This is a genomic window from Limnohabitans sp. TS-CS-82, from assembly GCF_002943475.1.
Window position 1 is genome coordinate 170,278 of the sequence record NZ_PTQX01000013.1, and the last position, 19,345, is coordinate 189,622.

Sequence of the window (19,345 nt, forward strand, 5' to 3'; positions counted from 1 at the left end):
GACAGCAGCTGTGCGTGGCGCTCTTGGTCGTGATGTCACTGTTTGTTTCTGGTGTCGCGCAAGCTGATACAACAGTTGAATTGCAAGGACTGAAATTAGAACGACAAGACACAGGCCTGTATATGTCGGGTCAGTGGCGATTTGATTTGCCACCCGCACTAGAAGATGCCTTGCTCAAAGGCATCACACTTTACTTCGTGACTGAAGTGGATGTCAGTCAAGAGCGTTGGTATTTTTACAACCAACGTGTTGCGCATGCAGAGCGCCATGTGCGTTTGTTTTACCAACCCCTCACGCGCCGCTGGCGCGTCAACATTTCGCCACAGCCTTTCAATGTCAGTGGCTTGGGCGTGAGTCTGGGACAAAGTTACGACACAGCCGAGGATGCGCTGAATGCTGTGCGTCGAATTGTCCAATGGCGCATCGCGAATGCGGCCGAGGTGAGTTCGGATGCTAAGCAAACCATAGCGATCAATTTCAAGCTGGATCTCAAACAATTGCCGCGTCCATTGCAAATCGGTGCGGCTGGCCAAAGTGATTGGAATATCAGCTTTGGTAAAACGCAGCGTATGGAGCTGGTGCCATGATCGAGCTTGCAGAAAAGCGCACGCGCCTTTCTAGCTTTCAGTTGAGATGGTTGTTGGTCATCAGCGCTGCGGTGGTGTTAGGGCTTGGATTGGTTTTGTTGTTCTTGCTGACGCAAGCCGCAGATAACCGCGAACTTTACGAACAAAACTACCGACAACTGTTTGGCTTGAATGTGGTGGTTGCCACGTTGTTGATGGGTGTGATCGTCTGGATGTCGGGCCGTTTACTCATGCGGTTACGTCAAGGAAAGTTTGGCAGTCGTTTGTTGCTCAAAATTGCCGCCACATTTGCGTTGGTCGGTTTTTTGCCAGGCTTGTTGATTTACAGCGTGTCGTATCAATTCGTATCCCGTTCGATTGAGAGTTGGTTTGATGTGAAGGTTGAAGGGGCCTTAGATGCAGGCTTGAGCTTGGGGCGCATTACACTGGACACCTTGGCCAATGATCTCGGTCAAAAAACACGTGCGGCGAGTTCGCAAATCAATGATCTGCCAGATGCTTCTGTGGGCATTGCCCTTGAACGCATGAAAGATCAGCTTGGTGCAGACGATGTGATTTTGTGGAGTACAGCCGGACAAGCAATTTCCAGTGCGGGCGAATCGCGCTACAAAATCAATCCCGACCGCCCCACGCCTGCGCAGTTGCGATTGGTCAAAACACAAAGCGTGGTGACAGCCATTGACGGCTTGGACGAAGCTGAATTGCAAGGCACAGCCAAGGCGCGCATTCGTGCACTGGTGTTGGTGGCGCCTTCTGGCTTGGGGCTGTTGATTGAGCCGCGTGTGTTGCAAGTCACCAAGGCTATCCCACCGACGTTGGTGAGCAATGCGTTGGCTGTAGAAGTGGCCTACCGTGAGTATCAAGAGCGTGCACTCGGTCGAGAAGGGCTGCGCAGCATGTACATCGGTACCCTGACCCTGAGTTTATTTTTGGCAGTGTTTGGTGCGGTGCTGCTGGCCGTGTTGTTGGGTAACCAACTGGCTCGTCCGTTGCTGATGTTGGCAGAGGGTGTGCGTGATGTGGCTGCCGGCGACTTGAGCCCCAAGCCCGCACTGCAAGGACGAGACGAATTGGGTGGCTTGACACGCTCATTCGCCCAGATGACCCAACAACTGGCTGACGCCCGTTCTGCGGTGGACCGAAGCATGCTGCAGGTACACACCTCGCGTGCCAACTTGCAAACCATCCTCGATAACCTCACCGCCGGTGTGATTGTGTTGACTGAGGATGGTCGCATTAAATCTTCCAACCCTGGTGCCACGCGGATCTTGCGTGTGCCATTGGCCGCATGGGAAGGCCGCTCGTTGCGTGATATCGAAGGTTTGGTGGAGTTCGCCGAACATGTGCACCACGAGTTTGACGGTTTCTTGGGCGAGCGCAGTCAACACGGTTTAGACCATTGGCAGCAATCGTTTGAACTGCATGCCACCGCCATCAGCCCGGCTGTGCAGTTGAGTGATGACAAGCAACAGCACATAACCTTGCTGGCGCGTGGTGCCGTGCTACCTAACAACGGTCGCTTGTTGGTGTTTGACGATATTTCTGAAATCGTCTCTGCACAACGTGCGCAAGCTTGGGGCGAGGTGGCGCGTCGTTTGGCGCATGAGATTAAAAATCCGCTCACACCTATTCAGCTCTCGGCTGAGCGTTTAGAGATGAAGCTCACAGGCAAGCTGCAAGAGCCTGAACAGCTGATCTTGAATAAATCGGTGAAGACCATCGTGGACCAAGTGGATGCGATGAAGCGTTTGGTCAATGAGTTTCGTGATTACGCACGACTGCCGGTGGCTGAGTTGAAGCCGCTGGACTTGAATGCTTTGGTGCAAGACGTGATGCAACTTTACGGGACAGAGAACGCTGCTGTGCCAGTGCATGCGCAACTCGATGTGGCTTGCCCCATCATCTTGGGTGATGCGCAGCAGCTGCGCCAAGTCGTGCACAACCTGCTGCAAAACGCGCAAGACGCAACCGAGGGGCAAGCACATCCCATGGTGTCGATTGCCACCCAATGGGTGCCGACATCAGGCCGTGTGCGCTTGGTGGTGCGTGACAACGGGCCAGGCTTTCCTCCCAAAATTCTGAACCGTGCGTTTGAGCCGTATGTGACCACCAAGACGCGCGGCACTGGCCTTGGATTGGCTGTGGTGAAAAAAATTGCTGATGAACATTCGGCACGCATTGACTTGAAAAATCGTGGATTACAGGGGCGGGTGATAGGGGCGCAAGTGTCGTTATCATTCCAAGTTGCAGAATCGCAACAAAACCAACTCATTTAATTCAGCGAGACAAGTTAAGACATGGCAAACATTTTGGTGGTGGATGACGAATTGGGCATTCGGGACCTCCTGTTTGAGATCCTCAACGACGAAGGTCATGCCGTTGAAGTGGCGGAAAACGCAGCGCAGGCACGCATAGCACGCCAAGCTGCACGCCCTGATTTGGTTTTGCTGGATATTTGGATGCCCGACACCGATGGCGTGACCTTGCTCAAAGAATGGGCAGGGGCCGGTTTGTTGAACATGCCCGTCATCATGATGAGTGGCCATGCCACCATCGATACAGCGGTCGAAGCGACACGGATTGGCGCACAAGCATTCCTAGAAAAACCCATCACCATGCAGAAACTGCTCAAAGCGGTTGAGCAGGGTTTGATGCGTAAGCCGATGGCTTCGCCAGCTGCCAAAGGACTTGCTTCTAGCACGAGCAAAGATGCCGCTGCATCACTTGTCACGCCGCAAGCCGTGGTGTTGCCGCCGACACATCAAAGCTTTGATTTGGAGCAACCGCTGCGCGAAGCGCGTGATGCGTTTGAGCGCGCTTACTTTGAATACCACCTCACGCAAGAGAGTGGTTCCATGACCCGTGTGGCTGATAAAACAGGTTTGGAGCGCACGCACTTGTATCGCAAGCTCAAGCAGCTTGGGGTCGACTTATCTAAGGCCAAGCGCGCGGCTTAGGCTGCTGCTTCGTGCTATAATTTCATTCACGGCCCGGTAGCTCAGTTGGTAGAGCAGCGGATTGAAAATCCGCGTGTCACAGGTTCGATCCCCGTCCAGGCCACCATATAGTAAGCGTAGCGCGTGAAAGCGTGCTACGCTTTTCTATTGCACGAACATCACACGATTTTCGTTTGCAAACAAAAGAATTCCTTTGTTTTTGTAGTGTGAGCAAAAACACAAGATTAGGCTAATAACGCCACTCCCCACACACTCAACAAACACTCCTGCTAGCCGCTGTAGGCACTCTACAAAGCGTTATCTGTACGCTTGAGTACAAAGTCCTACCCCTAGCGTTGCAATGCGCTATTTGAAGTGCTTTGCGTGAAGGAAACTTGTGGCATGTTTCCTTTTGCAGTGCTTGATAGCGATTAAAAGTAAGCACACGGCAACCTGTCAGTCTTTTTGCAAGAATTCCAGCAATTCTTTCTTCGCCTGTGCAGTGACTGATGGGTTGGATGCATTCGTATTGGTGCACCCTTTGCTTTGGCATGCAGCGGGCTCATGAAATGAGAATGTACGCCCTTGATCCCAGCCGTGCGTTGCATCCGGATAGACGACAACGCTGGTCACCGCTTTTTGTGCCTCGCTCGGTAGTGCCTCTTTGAACGACGTGCACACAGTAGCGTCTTTGCCGCTGTAATCGTCTTGCCCCGCTGCAAACAATTTCATCGGGATGTTGGTCCAGTGGTCCATAAAGCCTTCAGGAAAATCTTGAAGGCGTTCCTTAAAGAACCATGAGTTGGTGTCGCGCTTGATCAACTTGGGGTAGAACCAGCAAACGGGGTAGAGGGATGCAACTTTGCTAATTTTGATTGGTGCGGCAAGAAATTTCTCTGAAGCCCATTGCGTCGCCATGAACACACTCAAATTTGCACCGTAAGAAGTTCCAATGACAGAAACCTTGCCCATATCTACGTCGGGGCGTGTGCTGAGGTAATTAACGGCCCCCATGGCCTTGGCGAGGCTGTCGCCATACATGGTCTTTGTTGGTCTGTGGAACATGATGGGCTCCACGGTAATGAAGCCATTTTGCGTTAGCAAATCAACATACTGTTTGTTTGTTCCAGCATCCCAACCTCCCGAGTGATGCAAGATGACTACAGCGGGTTTTTTGCCTTCGGATGGGGCTTTGCTGATAACGGCATCCAAGTTTTCGCTCGCGCCGTTCAAGGTTTTGTAGGTGTAGCTGATGCGCTCTTGCGCATTAGTAGCTGTTACCGCTATAAGCAATGATGCCAAGAAGCCGAATGATAGGAAGCGGTGAAGTTGCATGGCAGGCCCAAATGTTTATTATTTTTATACAGAAAGTGCCTCTGTGCATCCTATTTTTCTTCAGTGTTTGCACTGATGCTTGATTGGTTGTAACAAGGTTTCCCAATAGCCCGCCATTTATGCGGGTTTCAGGTCGTCCGAAAGCTGTATCGATCACAAAATCACCTGTGCTTTATCAACATTGGAAAGGGAAAGCACATGACAACACTCGCATCACTCAAGCTGTCGGCAGTACAAAAAGCAACCTCTGTTACTGGCGTACATGTTCGGCGCAACAAAATGCTCAAAGCACTTGGCGAACAAATTGCACTCGCAAAAGCACTGCAAACAGGCGCGGCCCCTGTTATCACCAAGCTGCGTAGCGTCACGACTGAAACAGGCGAGCGCACGCTGGTCGAATCCAACAAGCGTGTGAAGCAGTGGTGGTTTGCTACGGACAACGGCAAACTCGCAATCAACGTTCGCTATGGCGCAAAGCTGTTGGAGTTGGCTAAGGGCAAGTTTGCAGTCGAAGTTGCCAGCGAGAAAGAGCTGTTGCCGACACTCGAAGCACTCAAGACCATTGCAGCAAGTGGCGAGTTGGATGCTGCGATTGAGGCTGCATCTATCAAACTCCGCGAAGGCTTCGGAAAGTAAGATTGCCGTCAGGGGGCGCTGTCGCTCGAGTGCCAGTGCCTCCAGCAGCAGCGCCGATGGTCTAAAATTTTGTCGTGCCTGCGTGCATGGCCCCTACTTTTTGTGGGAATTTTCCAATCCTTGAAGCCACAAAATTTATGGGTGCTACACTTAACTTCGGGTCGATGACAAATGTGCAGTTGCAGAAGCACATCCGAACGCTTGCAAAAAATAGTGATTTGGTCTACTTGAGCGAGCACGCACAAGACCGAATGGCTGCAAGAGGCGTTACTGACGTTCAAGTTTTTGACTGTCTTCGAAACGGATTAATTGAGCGGCCGCCAGTTCGAGATAGAAAAACTGGAGACTTGAAATGTCGAATGGAGCATTTTGGAACCAATCGAAACATTTCAGTTATCGTTGCTTTGGACGATAACAACCCTGACGCAATTGTTGTAACTGTTATGACGAAAGCAAAGTGAGACTATGAAAAACCTATTGCACTACACAGCCTGCGGGCTTCCTAACGTATGGCTTGAGAACGGCTATACAAAGAAGGAAACCAAGTATGGCAATGCAATTTCTGTAAAAGACATAGACGGATTGCACAAATTGTTGGCAACAAAGCTAGTCGAGAAGAAGGGCTTGTTGGCTGGCTACGAGTTTCGTTTCCTGCGTGTTCAGTTGGGCCTTACTCAGGAAGGCTTAGGCAAGTTCTTAGATGTTTCGGAAAATGCGGTGAGCTTGTGGGAGCGTAAGGATGCTGTGCCGAATGTTTACGACCATATGCTGAGACTAATGGTGATGGCTAAATTTAGCGGGAATACAAAGATTTCCGATGCTATCGAGCGTGTGCAAACTGTCGAGAAGCTTGCTTATCAGCGTTATGTTGTTAAGGGAGTGGATGGCAAGCGGCATGTGGAAGTGGTTAAAAGCACAAAGGCTGCAAACGACAAGTTGCTAGAAGCTGCATAAGACACGTGGAGTGTTTGTAACGATAGAGCTTGTTTGGGAGCGGGTGGTTTGAAATTCAAGCCGCCTGTTTTTTTGCCTATTTTTAGTTCGACTCCCTAAAGCACCACCTAATAATTTGACGGTCACTTTTTGTTTGGTTCTCTGTTGCAGAGTTGAACTATGCGTTGCACGGTTTGTTACACGGCGTAAAATAACAAGCTTCAAGCCGCATAAAAACAAGGCGTAAGTGAAGCGCTATGCTTTGAAAATCCGCGTGTCACAGGTTCGATCCCCGTCCAGGCCACCAGATTCAACCCCGTAGTTTCGCAAGAAGCTACGGGGTTTTTCTTTGTGCTGTGCAGTTTGTAGTCTCGTTGTACAACAAGGGTTACTCCTGATTCACCAGGCCAAACTCTGACGGTATTCTATGTATACAGAATACAGAGCGCGGAATTCAATCTCTTCATCAGCCACAAACCTCACAGGCAGAGCCATGAACACACGAGACAAAACCAATCCAGCAGACGCACCCACGGAAAAGAAGTTGGTTCCGTTTGGGGGCTACTACACCAGCCGCGAGCCGGGCCATGACCCCGAGCTGACGGAGACGGGGCCAGGCACGCCCTTGGGCGAATACATGCGTCGTTTTTGGCATCCGGTTTGCATGGCCATGGAGCTCACGGATACACCACGTTTTCTGAAAATCATGGGGGAAGAGTTGGTGGCATTCCGTGATGGTTCGGGCCGCATTGGCTTGCTGCACGCACATTGCGTGCATCGCGGTGCTTCATTGGAATACGGCAAGATCGAAGAGCATGGCATTTCATGCTGCTACCACGGCATGGTGTTTGACATCGATGGCACATGTTTGCGCGTGCCTTTCCCACAAGGTGAAGAGGAAGAAGGTGAGCGCTATCGTTGTTCGATCCGACAAGGGGCCTACAAGGCCTTCGAGCGTCATGGTTTGATCTTTGCCTACATGGGCCCGCCCGAGCAAGAGCCGCCATTTCCAGAGTGGGAAAGCAATTACACGGTTGCCGATGGTGATGAGCTGGTGCCGTACAGCAACTTCCAACATTGCAACTGGCTGCAAGTGCAAGACAACTCAGCCGACAACTATCACACCATGGCGTTGCACGCCAAACGCCAAGTGACAGGTGAGCACTACCAAGGCACCACGTTTGACGAGGTGGGTGCTGCATCAATGGAAGTGCCCCCCGATATGCAGTTTGTGCCTGTGCATGGTGGACGTGGCTTGGCTGGTGCAGGTGCACGTCGTTCAGACGACGATCACATGTTCATTCGTGTGCAACACCAGGTGTTGCCCAACATGAGCTTGCATGCCTACACATCAGAAGATGGCAAGAAAAAGAAATTGTTCAGCCGCTTTCACATGATCCGTTGGACTGTGCCGGTGGATGACCAAAACAGCAAAATGATCGGCTGGCGTGTCATGGGCCCCGGCATTGATACGCGTGGCATTGGCGACAAGAGCATGGTGGGTTACGAGACCATCGACTTCTTGGAAGGTCAAGTGGCCATGCGCCGTCCTGAGCGATTCGGCAAATACAAGCTGGAAGACATGCCGCCTATCCCGACAGATCACCGCGCACGTGAAAACTACAAAGACTGCCAATACGCGCCTGGCGATTACGAGGCCATCATCAGCCAGCGCCCGATTGCGATTCATGCGTTGGAAAACCCCACCAAATTCGATGCAGGGTTGTACATGTTCCGTAAACTGCTGCGTGACGCTGTGCGCGGCACCAACCCGCAAGCCGGCCCAGAGCAGTTTGCCCAGTGGCTGCGTGATTGCGGTGGTGAGCCCAACAGCTACTGCTCGGGTAACGTGTTTGATTTGCCTGTTGGACGTACGACAGAAGAGGAAGTGACTTTGCGTCGTTACCTGGCCAAGCAAGTTCTGGCGATCATCACCGAGGCAGAAAAGCTCAAAGGTCAAGAGCGCGCTCAGTTTGTCCAAACCAAGATGGAAGCGCTCCAACAAGAAGTGCTGGCCAAGAGGCACGCATGAACGCCCCGTTGCCCAAAAACGTGATGTCACAACCGCTTGAGCACATGCAATTGCAGGTGCAGGCCATCCGCTTAGAAGCCCAAGGTATTTGTTCCTTTGAGTTGACGGATCCCAGCGGACATGCGTTGCCCAGCTTTGAGGCTGGCGCGCATGTGGATGTGCATTTGGCAGGAGGTCTTGTTCGCTCTTACTCATTGGCGGGCGATCCACAGGATGCAAGTAAATGGGTGCTGGGTGTGTTGCGCGAGCCCAAGAGTCGAGGCGGCTCACAAGCCATGCACGACAAGGTGCGCGTGGGCGATGTGATCACCGTCGGCCCTGTGCGCAATGCATTTCCAATGACCACCGATGCAAAACACACCATTTTGTTAGGGGGTGGCATTGGCATCACGCCGCTGAAGTCCATGGCGCATGCGCTGGCTGCCAAAGGCGCGTCATTTGAATTGCACTACTGCGCACGCAGCCCCAAAAACGTTGCATTTGTCGATGCGCTGCGTACCGTTGTACCTGCTGAGCGCTTGCACTTTCACTTTGATGAGGGAGATCCTGCCAAGGGTCTAGACATCAAAGCGTTACTGTGGCAGCCGGCTGCTGACACACATGTGTACTACTGCGGGCCGGGAGGATTTATGAAAGCCTGCGCAGAAGCGAGTGCGCATTGGCCAGACGCTATGGTGCACAGCGAGCACTTCAAGGCGCCTGATCCTGTGGCCTCCGATATGCCCGACGGTGCATTTGAGGTGCGCTTGGTTCGCAGCGGCGAAACCATTCAAGTGGGGCCAGACCAAACCATTGTGCGTGCCATTGAGCTCACGGGCAGAAGGGTTGCCACCTCGTGCCTATCTGGCTTGTGCGGTGCATGCAAAGTGGACTATGTCGACGGTGAAGTCGATCATCGCGACTACATCTTGAATGACGAAGAAAAGACACGTTGCCTCACCGTGTGTGTGTCACGCGCCAAGGGCAAAACATTGTCGTTAGATCTTTGAATAACCATCAGGAGATACATATGTTGGACAAAGTTAAAACACCCGTTGCAACGCAACACAAAAAATCAATTTATGACCCGATACAAAGTGGGTTGATTTACCCAGAGATGCCAAAGTTTGAAAGCTTTGAAGCTGAGCGACTGCACCGCAAACAACGCTTAGTGGCCGCGTGCCGAGCCTTTGCATTGGAAGGCTTTGACTACGGTTTTGCGGGGCACTTGACCATTCGCGATCCTGAGCATCCAGAGCTCTACTGGACCAATCCCATGTGTGTGCACTTCGCACAGGTCAAGGTGTCAAACCTGATCTTGGCCGATCACAAAGGCCATGTCGTGGAAGGAAAGCATGCCATCAACCGTGCGGGCTTTGTGCTGCATGCCGCAGTGCATGAGGCGCACCCCGACATCATTTCCATGTGTCATGCCCATACGGTGTATGGCACTGCCTTTGCCGCGCTGGGTCGCCCGCTTGAGCCTATCTCGCAAGATGCCGCGGCTTTCTTTGAAGACCATGTGGTGATCAAAGACGAAGCCGGTCAAGTCGCGGTGGAAGAGAGCGCAGGTTTGGCGGTGTGTGATTGGTTCAAGGGCGTGAAAGCCGCCATCCACCAAAACCACGGTTTGCTGACGGCCAGCCGCCACAGCATCGAAGCCGCGGCGTTTTGGTTCATCGCCTTGGAGCGTTGCTGCCGTCAACAGTTGATGGTTGAAGCCACGGGGCACAAGCCTGTGTTGGTCACGCCAGAGCGTTCACGCTACAGCCGTGAACACGTGGGCTCTGAATACATTGGCTGGTTGCATTTCCAACCCATTTACGACCATTTGGCTGCCACGCAACCCGACATGTTCGCGTAAGTGTCGTCGCTGGGAATCTGGTAGCCTCATCATGAAGAAAAAATGGAGTTCTGAATGAGTTTGGCCAAGATTCCCAGTCGTACAGACTACGTGGATGAAGTCTATAAAACATTGCTAGATGCCATCAGCGCGGGAAAGCTCGCACCAGGTGAACGCATCACCCAAGAAGACCTGGCTGAACGGCTCAACGTGTCGCGGTCGCCTGTTTTGCAAGCGTTGCGCTTGCTCAAAAAAGACGGCTTGCTTGAAGAAGCACCAGGCCGTGGTTTGGTGGTCGCCAAGCTCAACCCTGTTCAGATCGGTCACCTCTACCAAGTGCGCGGCGCGTTGGATGGCCTGGCCGCAAGGTTGGCTTCCGCGCGTCATGCCAAGATTCCTTTGTCGTTGATTGACGCGGGGCGCGAAGCCGCTGTGGGTTCAGATGTCAAAGCCATGATTGAGGCGGACACTGCGTTTCACAAAGCCATCTACGAAGCCTCTGGTAATCCGTTCATCGTGGATAACGCGATGCTGCACTGGATTCATCTGCGCCGCGTGATGGGCGCTGTCTTGCAAAGAAGCGTGGGCCGTGATGGCATTTGGGATGAACATGCCGCCATCGTCACAGCCATTCATGACGGCAATGGCGACCTGGCGGCCGCTTTGTCTGTACAGCACACAGACGTTGCGAGAGAGGCATTGGTCGGCAATCTTCAGCATTCCGAATCAGAACTTGAACGCATGGAAGCCTAAGACGGACATGACCCTATGGGACAACTTGCTGACGCGTTTCACCTCACTGTCGATGTCCCCCTTTACTTGGTGAAACGCCCTCGTTTGTGGCGATTGTTTTTTGGACTCGTGTGTTTTTCGCTTGGATTTTCTTTTCTGTGGGTTCCGCAAGCGACAGCCTATTGGCAGTCGAAGCAACTTGGTGATCCACAGACCGCAGGGCTGATTTTTCTACTGCTTGGAATTTTTTATGCCGCCAAGTCGGCGCTCAACGATCTCCTGTATGTGCATCGGATCAGTTTTAGTAAAAACGGTGTGCATTTGGTTTGGAGTCATGCCCCGCAGATATTTGGTCGTCGTGCGCAAAAAGAACGTTTGTTTCAATGGTCCGATTTGGACACGTTGGCTTGGGTGGAGAGCAACCATGAACACGCATTGACGCAGCACCTAGAAATTGAGTTCAAAGAAATAATTGGACTGAACACAAGCCGCATTAAAGTTCTCGTCAGTGACGATCGAAACGCAGACCATTGCGAAAAATTAATTGCTTGCTTGCCAGACGCATTCACAGTCCCCGAGTGGCTTGACGTGGCAAGAAAGAAAAAACTCGGAGGCCTGGCCTCTTCCTCATGACTCATTCCGTATCAAATTCTTCTATTCCTAACGTGGTGGTGGCCTCTGTGGACCAAATGCGAGAAGCGATTCGTCGCAAAGGTCACCTCAAAGGACGACAGGTTGATGCGTTGTCGTTGCAAGAAGTGCGCGCGCTCATTGGCGAAGCGCCGCATCGCCGCGATGTGTTGATTGAGCATTTGCACAAGCTCAACGACACCTACCGTTGTTTGCACGACCGCCACTTGGTGGCCTTGGCCAATGAGATGAAACTGCCGATGGCCGAGGTGTTTGAGGTGGCCACTTTCTATCACCACTTCGAAGTGGTGCGTGGCGATGAAGCCGTGCCAGGGCTGACCGTGCGCGTGTGCGAGGGCCTGAGCTGTGAGCTTGCAGGCGCCAAGCAGTTAATCGACAAATTACCAGCCTTGCTAGGCAGCCCAGATGTGCGCGTGATCGCAGCTCCTTGTGTGGGCCGTTGCGAACAAGCGCCAGTGGCCGTGGTGCACCAAAACCCTGTGCCACATGCCACGCCTGAATTGGTGGCGGCCACTGTGAGCGCCAAGCAAACCCACCAAGCCATGACCGAGCATGTCGACTTCGAAGCCTATGTGGCCGATGGCGGCTACCGCTTGCTGGCCGACCTGCACACGGGCAAAGCGGATGCTGAGCAAGTGCTCAACGCCATGGAAGATTCAGGCCTGCGAGGCTTAGGAGGTGCAGGTTTTCCTGCCGGTCGTAAATGGCGCATCGTGCGCGAGCAACCTGCGCCACGTTTGATGGCGGTGAACATTGACGAGGGTGAGCCTGGCACTTTCAAAGACCGCACCTACCTAGAGCGTGACCCGCATCGTTTTTTAGAAGGTATGTTGGTGGCCGCCCACGTGGTGGGCATTGATGCGATTTACATCTATTTGCGTGATGAATACCACGGCTGTCGCGCGTTACTCACGCAAGCGTTGGCGCATTTACGAGCCAACCCACCATGCCCCTTGCCGCACATCGAGTTGCGTCGTGGCGCAGGTGCCTACATTTGCGGCGAAGAGTCCGCCATGATTGAAAGCATCGAAGGCAAGCGCGGTGAACCGCGTATGCGACCCCCCTACATTGCGCAAGTGGGCTTGTTTGGCAGGCCCACGCTCGAACACAACTTTGAAACCCTGTATTGGGTGCGCGACATCGTGCAAAAAGGCGCGGACTGGTTCAGTGGCTTTGGTCGCCATGGCCGAAAAGGTTTGCGCAGCTTCAGTGTGAGCGGGCGCGTCAAGCAACCAGGCGTCAAGCTCGCACCTGCGGGCATCACGATTCAAGAGCTGATTGATGAGTATTGCGGCGGCATGTTGTATGGCCATGCGCTCTATGCGTATCTCCCGGGCGGTGCATCGGGTGGCATCTTGCCTGCGCGCATGAATGACATTCCCTTGGACTTTGACACCTTGCAACCCTATGGTTGCTTCATTGGCTCTGCCGCGGTGATTGTGTTGAGTCAATACGATTCGGCGCGTGATGCAGCGCTGAACATGATGAACTTCTTTGCGCATGAAAGCTGTGGCCAGTGCACGCCGTGTCGTGTGGGCACGGCCAAGGCAGCGCAGCTGATGCAAGCCAAGGTGTGGGACAACGCCACCTTGGAAGATTTGAATCAGGTGATGACCGATGCTTCGATTTGCGGTTTGGGCCAAGCCGCACCCAACCCAGTTCGTTGTGTGCAACAGTACTTTCCAGAGGAGATTGTTTAAATGAACGCTCCGATCCAATCCGCAGATTTGATGCCTCAAACGGTGGAGTTCAAGCTCAACGACCAGCGTGTACAAGCCTATGAGGGCGAAAGCATTCTGAAAGCAGCGCAGCGTCATGGCGTGGACATTCCCCACCTTTGCTACAAAGATGGCCTGCGTGCAGATGGCAACTGCCGTGCCTGTGTGGTGGAAATCAAAGGCGAGCGCACCTTGGCGCCTAGCTGCTGTCGCACAGCGACCGCAGGTCTCGAAGTGCTAGTGAGTGACCGAGCTATCAAGAGTCAGAAGATGGTGTTGGAGATGTTGCTGTCTGACATGCCTGATGTGGGGTACAAGTGGAACGATGAAGGACAACATGGTGAGTTGAGCGACTGGGCTTCGCGTCTAGATGTGCAAGTGCGACCTGAGTTGCGTGCGTTGCGCCGCGAACAACCCGCGTGCGATGTGTCACACCCTGCGATGGCAGTCAACTTAGATGCGTGTATTCAATGCAACCGTTGTGTGCGTGCGTGCCGTGAAGAACAAGTGAATGATGTGATTGGATATGCCAACCGTGGCGTACACAGCCAAATTGTGTTTGATTTGAGTGACGAGATGGGCAACAGCTCGTGTGTGGCGTGTGGTGAATGTGTGCAGGCTTGCCCCACGGGCGCGTTGATGCCGAAGACGCAAATAGGTTCGCAAGTGGTGGACAAACAAGTGGACTCGGTGTGCCCGTTCTGTGGCGTGGGTTGCTTGCTGACCTACAACGTGAAGGACAACAAGATTGTCAGCGTCGATGGCCGTGATGGACCTGCCAACCACAACCGTTTGTGTGTCAAAGGTCGCTTTGGTTTTGACTACATCCACAGTCCTCAGCGATTGACAGTGCCGTTGATTCGCAAAGCGGGTGTGCCCAAAGACCCAGCGCTCATTGGCCAACTTAACCACGATGCGGCTGATTGGTCACAGGTGTTTCGCGAGGCAACCTGGGAAGAGGCCTTGGCCTTGGGTGCGGGCCAACTCAAACACTTGCGTGACACGCATGGCAAAAAAACCTTGGCAGGTTTTGGTTCTGCCAAGGGCACTAACGAAGAAGCGTATTTATTCCAAAAACTGGTGCGCACCGGCTTTGGTTCCAACAACGTGGACCACTGCACGCGCTTGTGCCACGCCTCCAGCGTGGCCGCGTTGTTAGAGGGCGTTGGCTCAGCTGCCGTGAGCAACCAAGTCAATGATGTGGAACACGCCGAGTTGATTTTTGTCATCGGCTCCAACCCCACGTCGAACCATCCGGTGGCCGCCACATGGATGAAGAACGCCGCCAAGCGCGGCGCCAAAATTGTGCTGGCTGACCCGCGTGTGACCGATATGGGCAAACACGCGTGGCGCACCTTGCAGTTCAAGCCCGACACCGATGTGGCGATGATCAATGCCTTGATCCACACAGTGATTGAAGAGGGCTTGGCAGATGAGGCGTTCATCCGTGATCGCGTCAACAACTACGAGGCCTTGAAAGCCAACGTTCAGGGCTACAGCCCCGAAGCCATGGCGCCGATTTGTGGCATTCCCGCAGAAACTTTGCGTGAAGTCGCGCGCGCGTTTGCCACTGCCAAGGGCGCCATGGTGCTGTGGGGCATGGGCGTGAGTCAGCACGTGCACGGCACCGACAACGCACGTTGCTTGATTGCTTTGGTGTCAGTCACGGGTCAAATCGGCAAGCCAGGCTCGGGCTTGCACCCGCTGCGCGGACAAAACAATGTGCAGGGTGCGAGTGATGCGGGCTTGATCCCCATGATGTATCCCAACTACCAGCGTGTCACCAACAAGGCCGCGCACGATTGGTTTGAAAAGTTTTGGGACACACCGCTGGACGACAAGCCGGGCTACACCGTGGTGGAGATCATGGGCAAGATCTTGGCCGATGACAGCGACCCGCACAAAGTGCGCGGCATGTACATCATGGGCGAAAACCCCGCCATGAGCGACCCTGATTTGAACCACGCACGCCACGCTTTGGCCTCACTAGAGCATCTGGTGGTGCAAGACATCTTCATGACCGAAACTGCGTGGCTCGCCGATGTGGTGTTGCCTGCCACCGCTTGGCCCGAGAAAACTGGCACGGTCAGCAACACCGACCGCATGGTGCAGCTGGGCCAACAAGCCATTGATCCACCCGGACAAGCCAAGCCCGATTTGTGGATCATTCAACAAATCGCCAAACGCATTGGCTTGAATTGGAACTACGCAGGCCAGCACAGCGGCGTGACCGAGGTGTACGAGGAAATGCGCCAGGCCATGCATGCAGCCATCAGTGGCATCACATGGGAGCGTTTGCAACGCGAATCCAGCGTGACCTACCCTTGCTTGACGGCAGAAGATCCGGGCGAGCCCACCGTGTTCAAAGAGCACTTTGCCACCGACGATGGTCGAGTGCATTTGGTGCCCGCCGACATCATTCCGGCCAATGAGCGACCCGACAATGATTTCCCATTTGTGCTCATCACCGGTCGTCAGTTGGAACACTGGCACACCGGCAGCATGACGCGACGCGCCACCGTGCTCGACGCCATCGAGCCCATGGCCACGGCATCGATGTGCGTTGCCGATATGCAGCGTTTGAAAGTGGAAGCGGGGGATGTGATCACCATTGCCTCACGCCGTGGCCAAGTGACCTTGCGTGTGCGCCGTGATGACGGCACGCCGCAGGGAGCGGTGTTTGTGCCGTTTGCGTATTACGAAGCGGCTGCCAACTTGATGACCAATGCCGCGTTAGACCCCTTCGGAAAAATTCCCGAATTCAAGTACTGCGCCGTGGCCATTCATGCCGGTGGCAGCTTGGCGGAGTCGCGGGGCTTTGCTACTTGTTAGCCGCGCTCTCGGCGGAGGCGGCGCTGGCGCGCTGAGCAAACTCTGCGCGTAAAGCTTTTAGTTTTTCGCGCGGGTCTTCTTTGACGGTGTCTTTGTTCAGATCCATCTCAGCAATGAAGCGGCTGGGCATGGCGGCAATCATGTCGCGGCCTTTTTTGCGGCGGCGTGTCCAGCTCACAGCCAGTGAGCGCTGGGCGCGGGTGATGCCCACGTACATCAGGCGGCGTTCTTCTTGCAAACGCACGGCGATGTTTTCGTTGGTTTGTTCAGAGCCTGGTTCGTCATCGAGTTTGAAGGGCAGCATGCCCTCGGTCACGCCCACCAGCATGACGTGCGGCCACTCCAAACCTTTGGAGGCATGCAACGTAGAGAGCGTCACCACGTTTTGGTCTTTTTCGCGTTCGGTGAGCGTTGACAGCAGCGCAATGGTTTGCGCCACCTCTAGCAAGTTCTTGATTTCATTGCCAGTGGTCACGCCCGCCGTGTCGTCAATCTGTCCGCCACAGCGCTGGGCCATCCAGTCGCAAAACTCCATCACGTTGTTCCACTTTGAGGCTGCGGCTTTTTCGCTTTCTTCGGCGTCGTAGAGGTGTTTTTCGTAGCCGATGTCTTTGAGCCAGTCGTTCAAAAATGCTCGCGCGTCTTCTGCGCCAGTGGTGAGGCGGGCGCGGAACTCAAGGTCGTTCACGTAGCGGCCAAATTCGTGCAGGCTGCCCAAGGCGCGGGCATTGAGTACCGAGGGCAGACTGTTGCTGAACAGCGCTTCAAACATGCTGAGTTTGTATTGGCTGGCAAACTGGCCGAGCGCGGCCAAGGTCTGGTGGCCGATGCCGCGCTTAGGCGTGGTAACAGTGCGCAAGAACGCTGGGTCGTCATCGTTGTTGACCCACAGGCGCAGCCATGCGCATAGGTCACGAATTTCTGCACGGTCAAAAAAGCTTTGGCCGCCAGATACCTTGTATGGGATTTGCGCTTTGCGCAGCGCCTTTTCAAAAATACGCGCTTGGTGGTTGGCGCGGTACAGCACGGCAAAGTCTTTGAGCTCTTTGAAGCCGCAGCTGCCAGCATCGGTGCCCTCGCGCAAAGACTGAATGCGGGCCACCACGCGTTCGGCTTCGTGTTCTTCGTTGTCGGCATCGACCACGCGCACGGGTTCACCTTCGCCCAGTTCGGAGAACAAGGTCTTAGGAAAGAGCTTGGGGTTGAGTTGAATGACGTTGTTGGCCGCGCGCAGAATGGCGCTGGTGGATCGGTAGTTTTGCTCTAGCTTGATCACCTTCAAGGTGGGAAAGTCTTGCGGCAATTTGCGCAAGTTATCCAGCGTGGCGCCACGCCAGCCGTAGATGGACTGGTCGTCGTCACCCACCGCGGTGAAGCGCGCGCTGGAGTGGTCAGGTCCCACCAAGCACTTGAGCACTTCGTACTGGGTGGCGTTGGTGTCTTGGTATTCGTCCACCAGCACATGGCCGAGTTGGGCTTGCCACTTGGCGCGCACCTCGTCGTGCTCTTGCAGCAACTTCAACGGCATGCCAATGAGGTCATCAAAGTCCACGCTTTGGTAAGCGCTCAAGCGCTCTTCATAGCGCGCCATGATTTTGGCGATGGTGCGCTCGTTGTCGTCTTTGGCTTGCGCCATCGCTTGGACCGAATTGAGGCCCATGTTTTTCCACAGGCTGATGGTCCATTGCCATTGGCGTGCGGTGGCAATGTCGGTGGTGCCGCCGGCATCTTTCAAAATGCCGGTCACGTCGGCGCTGTCCATGATGCTGAACTGGGGCTTCAAACCCATCACGCCACCGTCTTGACGCAACATGCGCACACCGAGTGCGTGGAAGGTGCAAATCAACACATCGTTGGCGGGTTTGCCAATCAAACCCTTGGCACGTTCGCGCATTTCGGCAGCGGCTTTGTTGGTAAAGGTAATCGCCGCGATGCGTTTGGGCTCTAACCCCGTTTGAATGAGACGCCCAATCTTGTGCGTGATGACACGTGTTTTGCCAGAGCCCGCCCCCGCCAACACAAGACAGGGACCGTGCAAGAAATTGACGGCTTCTTGTTGCGCGAGATTCAGACCAGCAGACATTCGATATGCAGTTTATTGAGCGTAATGCGAAGCGGGCAATGATACCGACCTGCCCAGCAGGCAAAATAGCGGCTGTGCTGAATATTCTTCTTGTTACCTTTCCCTTCTTTGCGCTCGTTTTGGCTGGTTTTGTGGCCGCACATCGGCGCATGCTCCCGCTGGATGCGATTCCCGGCCTCAATGGTTTTGTGCTGTTCTTTGCGCTGCCTTGCATGTTGTACCGATTCGGGGCGAGCACGCCCATCGTGCAACTGCTAGACCCCACCCTGTTCTTTGGCTATTTGTTTTGTTCGTTGCTGATGGTGGGCTTTGTGGTGGCGGTGAGCTTGAACAAACGCATCGGTTGGAACGACGCTGCATTCGGCGCCTTGGTGGGGGCGTTTCCCAACACGGGTTTTATGGGCGTGCCTTTGTTGGTGGCGTTGTTAGGAGCTTCTGCTGCGGGCCCTGCCATCGTGACCATCGTGGTGGATTTGGTGTTCACCACTTCGTTGTGCATTGCCTTGTCGCGCTTAGATGGGGCCGATGAGCACGGTGCAAGCCGCGCCGCCAAAAACGCCCTCAAAGGTGTGTTGACCAATCCCATGCCTTGGGCCATCAGCTTGGGCGGCCTGTCGTCGGCGATGGATTGGCAGTTGGTCGGACCCGTGGCTAAGACCTTGGGGCTGTTGGCCGATGCCGCATCGCCTGTGGCCTTGTTCACCATTGGGGCGGTGCTGGCGCGCTCACAAATTCAAGTGAAGGACAGCGGTCATCCGCCTATTCTGTGGCGTGACTTTTTGCCTGTGGCCATTTTCAAATTGGTGTTGCACCCCGTGCTGGTCTTGCTGGTGCTGGCCGCCGCGGTGCAAATGGGGTTTCACATCGACCGCTTCGCCATGGTGGTGGTGGTGTTGGTGGCCGCCTTGCCCAGCGCCAGTAATGTGGCTTTGTTGACAGAACGCTTTGATGCAGACACAGGGCGCGTCGCCATGATTATTTTGGTGACCACGGCAGCGGCGTTTTTTACCTTCTCGGGTGCTGTCGCTTTACTGAACGGCTAAGTTTT

16 protein-coding genes and 1 tRNA gene are annotated in these 19,345 nt (G+C 54.2%); 15 read left to right on the top strand and 2 right to left on the bottom strand.

What is annotated here, in order from left to right:
* Positions 1–32: 32 nt before the first annotated feature.
* The 4 genes from C5F52_RS22225 to C5F52_RS22240 all read left to right on the top strand — a co-directional run bounded on the left by C5F52_RS22225 (position 33) and on the right by C5F52_RS22240 (position 3,650).
* Positions 33–587, top strand: coding sequence for a DUF4390 domain-containing protein (locus tag C5F52_RS22225; protein WP_104800577.1), 555 nt, complete (start codon positions 33–35; stop codon positions 585–587).
* Positions 584–2,863 (top strand): ATP-binding protein, encoded by a 2,280-nt coding sequence (locus tag C5F52_RS22230; RefSeq protein WP_104800539.1) that lies wholly within the window; start codon positions 584–586, stop codon positions 2,861–2,863. The genes C5F52_RS22225 and C5F52_RS22230 overlap by 4 nt, the downstream gene beginning before the upstream one ends.
* Positions 2,864–2,884: 21 nt before the next feature.
* Positions 2,885–3,544 carry a response regulator gene (locus tag C5F52_RS22235; RefSeq protein WP_104800540.1) on the top strand — a complete coding sequence of 220 codons (660 nt, stop codon included), beginning with the start codon at positions 2,885–2,887 and terminating at the stop codon, positions 3,542–3,544.
* Positions 3,545–3,574: 30 nt separating this feature from the next.
* A tRNA-Phe gene (locus C5F52_RS22240) sits at positions 3,575–3,650 on the top strand.
* A gap of 329 nt (positions 3,651–3,979) precedes the next feature.
* On the opposite strand, the gene C5F52_RS22245 is transcribed toward C5F52_RS22240, so the two are convergent.
* Positions 3,980–4,858: a dienelactone hydrolase family protein gene (locus C5F52_RS22245; RefSeq protein ID WP_104800541.1), complete on the bottom strand. Its 879-nt coding sequence runs from the start codon at positions 4,856–4,858 to the stop codon at positions 3,980–3,982.
* Between the two features lie 198 nt (positions 4,859–5,056).
* Here C5F52_RS22245 and C5F52_RS22250 point away from each other — a divergent pair, with 198 nt between their 5' ends.
* From C5F52_RS22250 to fdhF, 10 genes are all read left to right on the top strand, one after another.
* Entirely contained in the window at positions 5,057–5,494 is a 438-nt protein-coding gene (locus tag C5F52_RS22250; protein WP_104800542.1) for a DUF6641 family protein, read from the top strand.
* A gap of 86 nt (positions 5,495–5,580) precedes the next feature.
* Positions 5,581–5,955 carry a DUF4258 domain-containing protein gene (locus C5F52_RS22255; protein ID WP_104800543.1) on the top strand — a complete coding sequence of 125 codons (375 nt, stop codon included), beginning with the start codon at positions 5,581–5,583 and terminating at the stop codon, positions 5,953–5,955.
* A 4-nt stretch (positions 5,956–5,959) separates the two neighbouring features.
* Entirely contained in the window at positions 5,960–6,448 is a 489-nt protein-coding gene (locus tag C5F52_RS22260) for a transcriptional regulator (RefSeq protein ID WP_104800544.1), read from the top strand.
* A 472-nt stretch (positions 6,449–6,920) separates the two neighbouring features.
* Positions 6,921–8,459, top strand: a complete 1,539-nt coding sequence (locus C5F52_RS22265; RefSeq protein ID WP_104800545.1) for a Rieske 2Fe-2S domain-containing protein — start codon at positions 6,921–6,923, stop codon at positions 8,457–8,459.
* Positions 8,456–9,448 (top strand): PDR/VanB family oxidoreductase, encoded by a 993-nt coding sequence (locus tag C5F52_RS22270; protein WP_104800546.1) that lies wholly within the window; start codon positions 8,456–8,458, stop codon positions 9,446–9,448. The genes C5F52_RS22265 and C5F52_RS22270 overlap by 4 nt, the downstream gene beginning before the upstream one ends.
* Before the next feature lie 20 nt (positions 9,449–9,468).
* A complete protein-coding gene (locus C5F52_RS22275; RefSeq protein ID WP_104800547.1) occupies positions 9,469–10,302 on the top strand; it encodes a class II aldolase/adducin family protein in 834 nt (277 codons plus the stop codon).
* A gap of 54 nt (positions 10,303–10,356) precedes the next feature.
* Positions 10,357–11,034, top strand: a complete 678-nt coding sequence (locus C5F52_RS22280; RefSeq protein ID WP_104800548.1) for a GntR family transcriptional regulator — start codon at positions 10,357–10,359, stop codon at positions 11,032–11,034.
* Between the two features lie 15 nt (positions 11,035–11,049).
* Positions 11,050–11,646: a hypothetical protein gene (locus tag C5F52_RS22285; protein WP_104800549.1), complete on the top strand. Its 597-nt coding sequence runs from the start codon at positions 11,050–11,052 to the stop codon at positions 11,644–11,646.
* Positions 11,643–13,364, top strand: a complete 1,722-nt coding sequence (locus C5F52_RS22290) for an NADH-ubiquinone oxidoreductase-F iron-sulfur binding region domain-containing protein (protein ID WP_104800550.1) — start codon at positions 11,643–11,645, stop codon at positions 13,362–13,364. Before C5F52_RS22285 ends, C5F52_RS22290 begins: the two co-directional genes overlap by 4 nt.
* On the top strand, positions 13,365–16,214 hold the full coding sequence (gene fdhF, locus C5F52_RS22295) for a formate dehydrogenase subunit alpha (RefSeq protein ID WP_104800551.1): 2,850 nt from the start codon (positions 13,365–13,367) through the stop codon (positions 16,212–16,214).
* On the opposite strand, the gene C5F52_RS22300 is transcribed toward fdhF, so the two are convergent.
* Positions 16,204–18,297: an ATP-dependent helicase gene (locus C5F52_RS22300; protein ID WP_104800552.1), complete on the bottom strand. Its 2,094-nt coding sequence runs from the start codon at positions 18,295–18,297 to the stop codon at positions 16,204–16,206. The genes fdhF and C5F52_RS22300 overlap by 11 nt on opposite strands.
* A gap of 74 nt (positions 18,298–18,371) precedes the next feature.
* Here C5F52_RS22300 and C5F52_RS22305 point away from each other — a divergent pair, with 74 nt between their 5' ends.
* The gene (locus C5F52_RS22305; protein WP_104800578.1) at positions 18,372–19,340 is read left to right on the top strand and encodes an AEC family transporter; all 969 of its coding nucleotides are present in this window, start codon (positions 18,372–18,374) and stop codon (positions 19,338–19,340) included.
* The last annotated feature ends 5 nt before the right edge of the window (positions 19,341–19,345 follow it).

Bases quoted from the DNA above. Each gene is read 5' to 3' on its own strand.
- C5F52_RS22245 (WP_104800541.1), bottom strand. From the start codon at position 4,858: ATGCAACTTCACCGCTTCCTATCATTCGGCTTCTTGGCATCATTGCTT.
- C5F52_RS22235 (WP_104800540.1), top strand. From the start codon at position 2,885: ATGGCAAACATTTTGGTGGTGGATGACGAATTGGGCATTCGGGACCTC.
- fdhF (WP_104800551.1), top strand. From the start codon at position 13,365: ATGAACGCTCCGATCCAATCCGCAGATTTGATGCCTCAAACGGTGGAG.
- C5F52_RS22260 (WP_104800544.1), top strand. From the start codon at position 5,960: ATGAAAAACCTATTGCACTACACAGCCTGCGGGCTTCCTAACGTATGG.
- C5F52_RS22270 (WP_104800546.1), top strand. From the start codon at position 8,456: ATGAACGCCCCGTTGCCCAAAAACGTGATGTCACAACCGCTTGAGCAC.
- C5F52_RS22280 (WP_104800548.1), top strand. From the start codon at position 10,357: ATGAGTTTGGCCAAGATTCCCAGTCGTACAGACTACGTGGATGAAGTC.
- C5F52_RS22250 (WP_104800542.1), top strand. From the start codon at position 5,057: ATGACAACACTCGCATCACTCAAGCTGTCGGCAGTACAAAAAGCAACC.
- C5F52_RS22255 (WP_104800543.1), top strand. From the start codon at position 5,581: ATGGCCCCTACTTTTTGTGGGAATTTTCCAATCCTTGAAGCCACAAAA.
- C5F52_RS22225 (WP_104800577.1), top strand. From the start codon at position 33: ATGTCACTGTTTGTTTCTGGTGTCGCGCAAGCTGATACAACAGTTGAA.
- C5F52_RS22290 (WP_104800550.1), top strand. From the start codon at position 11,643: ATGACTCATTCCGTATCAAATTCTTCTATTCCTAACGTGGTGGTGGCC.
- C5F52_RS22230 (WP_104800539.1), top strand. From the start codon at position 584: ATGATCGAGCTTGCAGAAAAGCGCACGCGCCTTTCTAGCTTTCAGTTG.
- C5F52_RS22275 (WP_104800547.1), top strand. From the start codon at position 9,469: ATGTTGGACAAAGTTAAAACACCCGTTGCAACGCAACACAAAAAATCA.
- C5F52_RS22300 (WP_104800552.1), bottom strand. From the start codon at position 18,297: ATGTCTGCTGGTCTGAATCTCGCGCAACAAGAAGCCGTCAATTTCTTG.
- C5F52_RS22265 (WP_104800545.1), top strand. From the start codon at position 6,921: ATGAACACACGAGACAAAACCAATCCAGCAGACGCACCCACGGAAAAG.
- C5F52_RS22285 (WP_104800549.1), top strand. From the start codon at position 11,050: ATGGGACAACTTGCTGACGCGTTTCACCTCACTGTCGATGTCCCCCTT.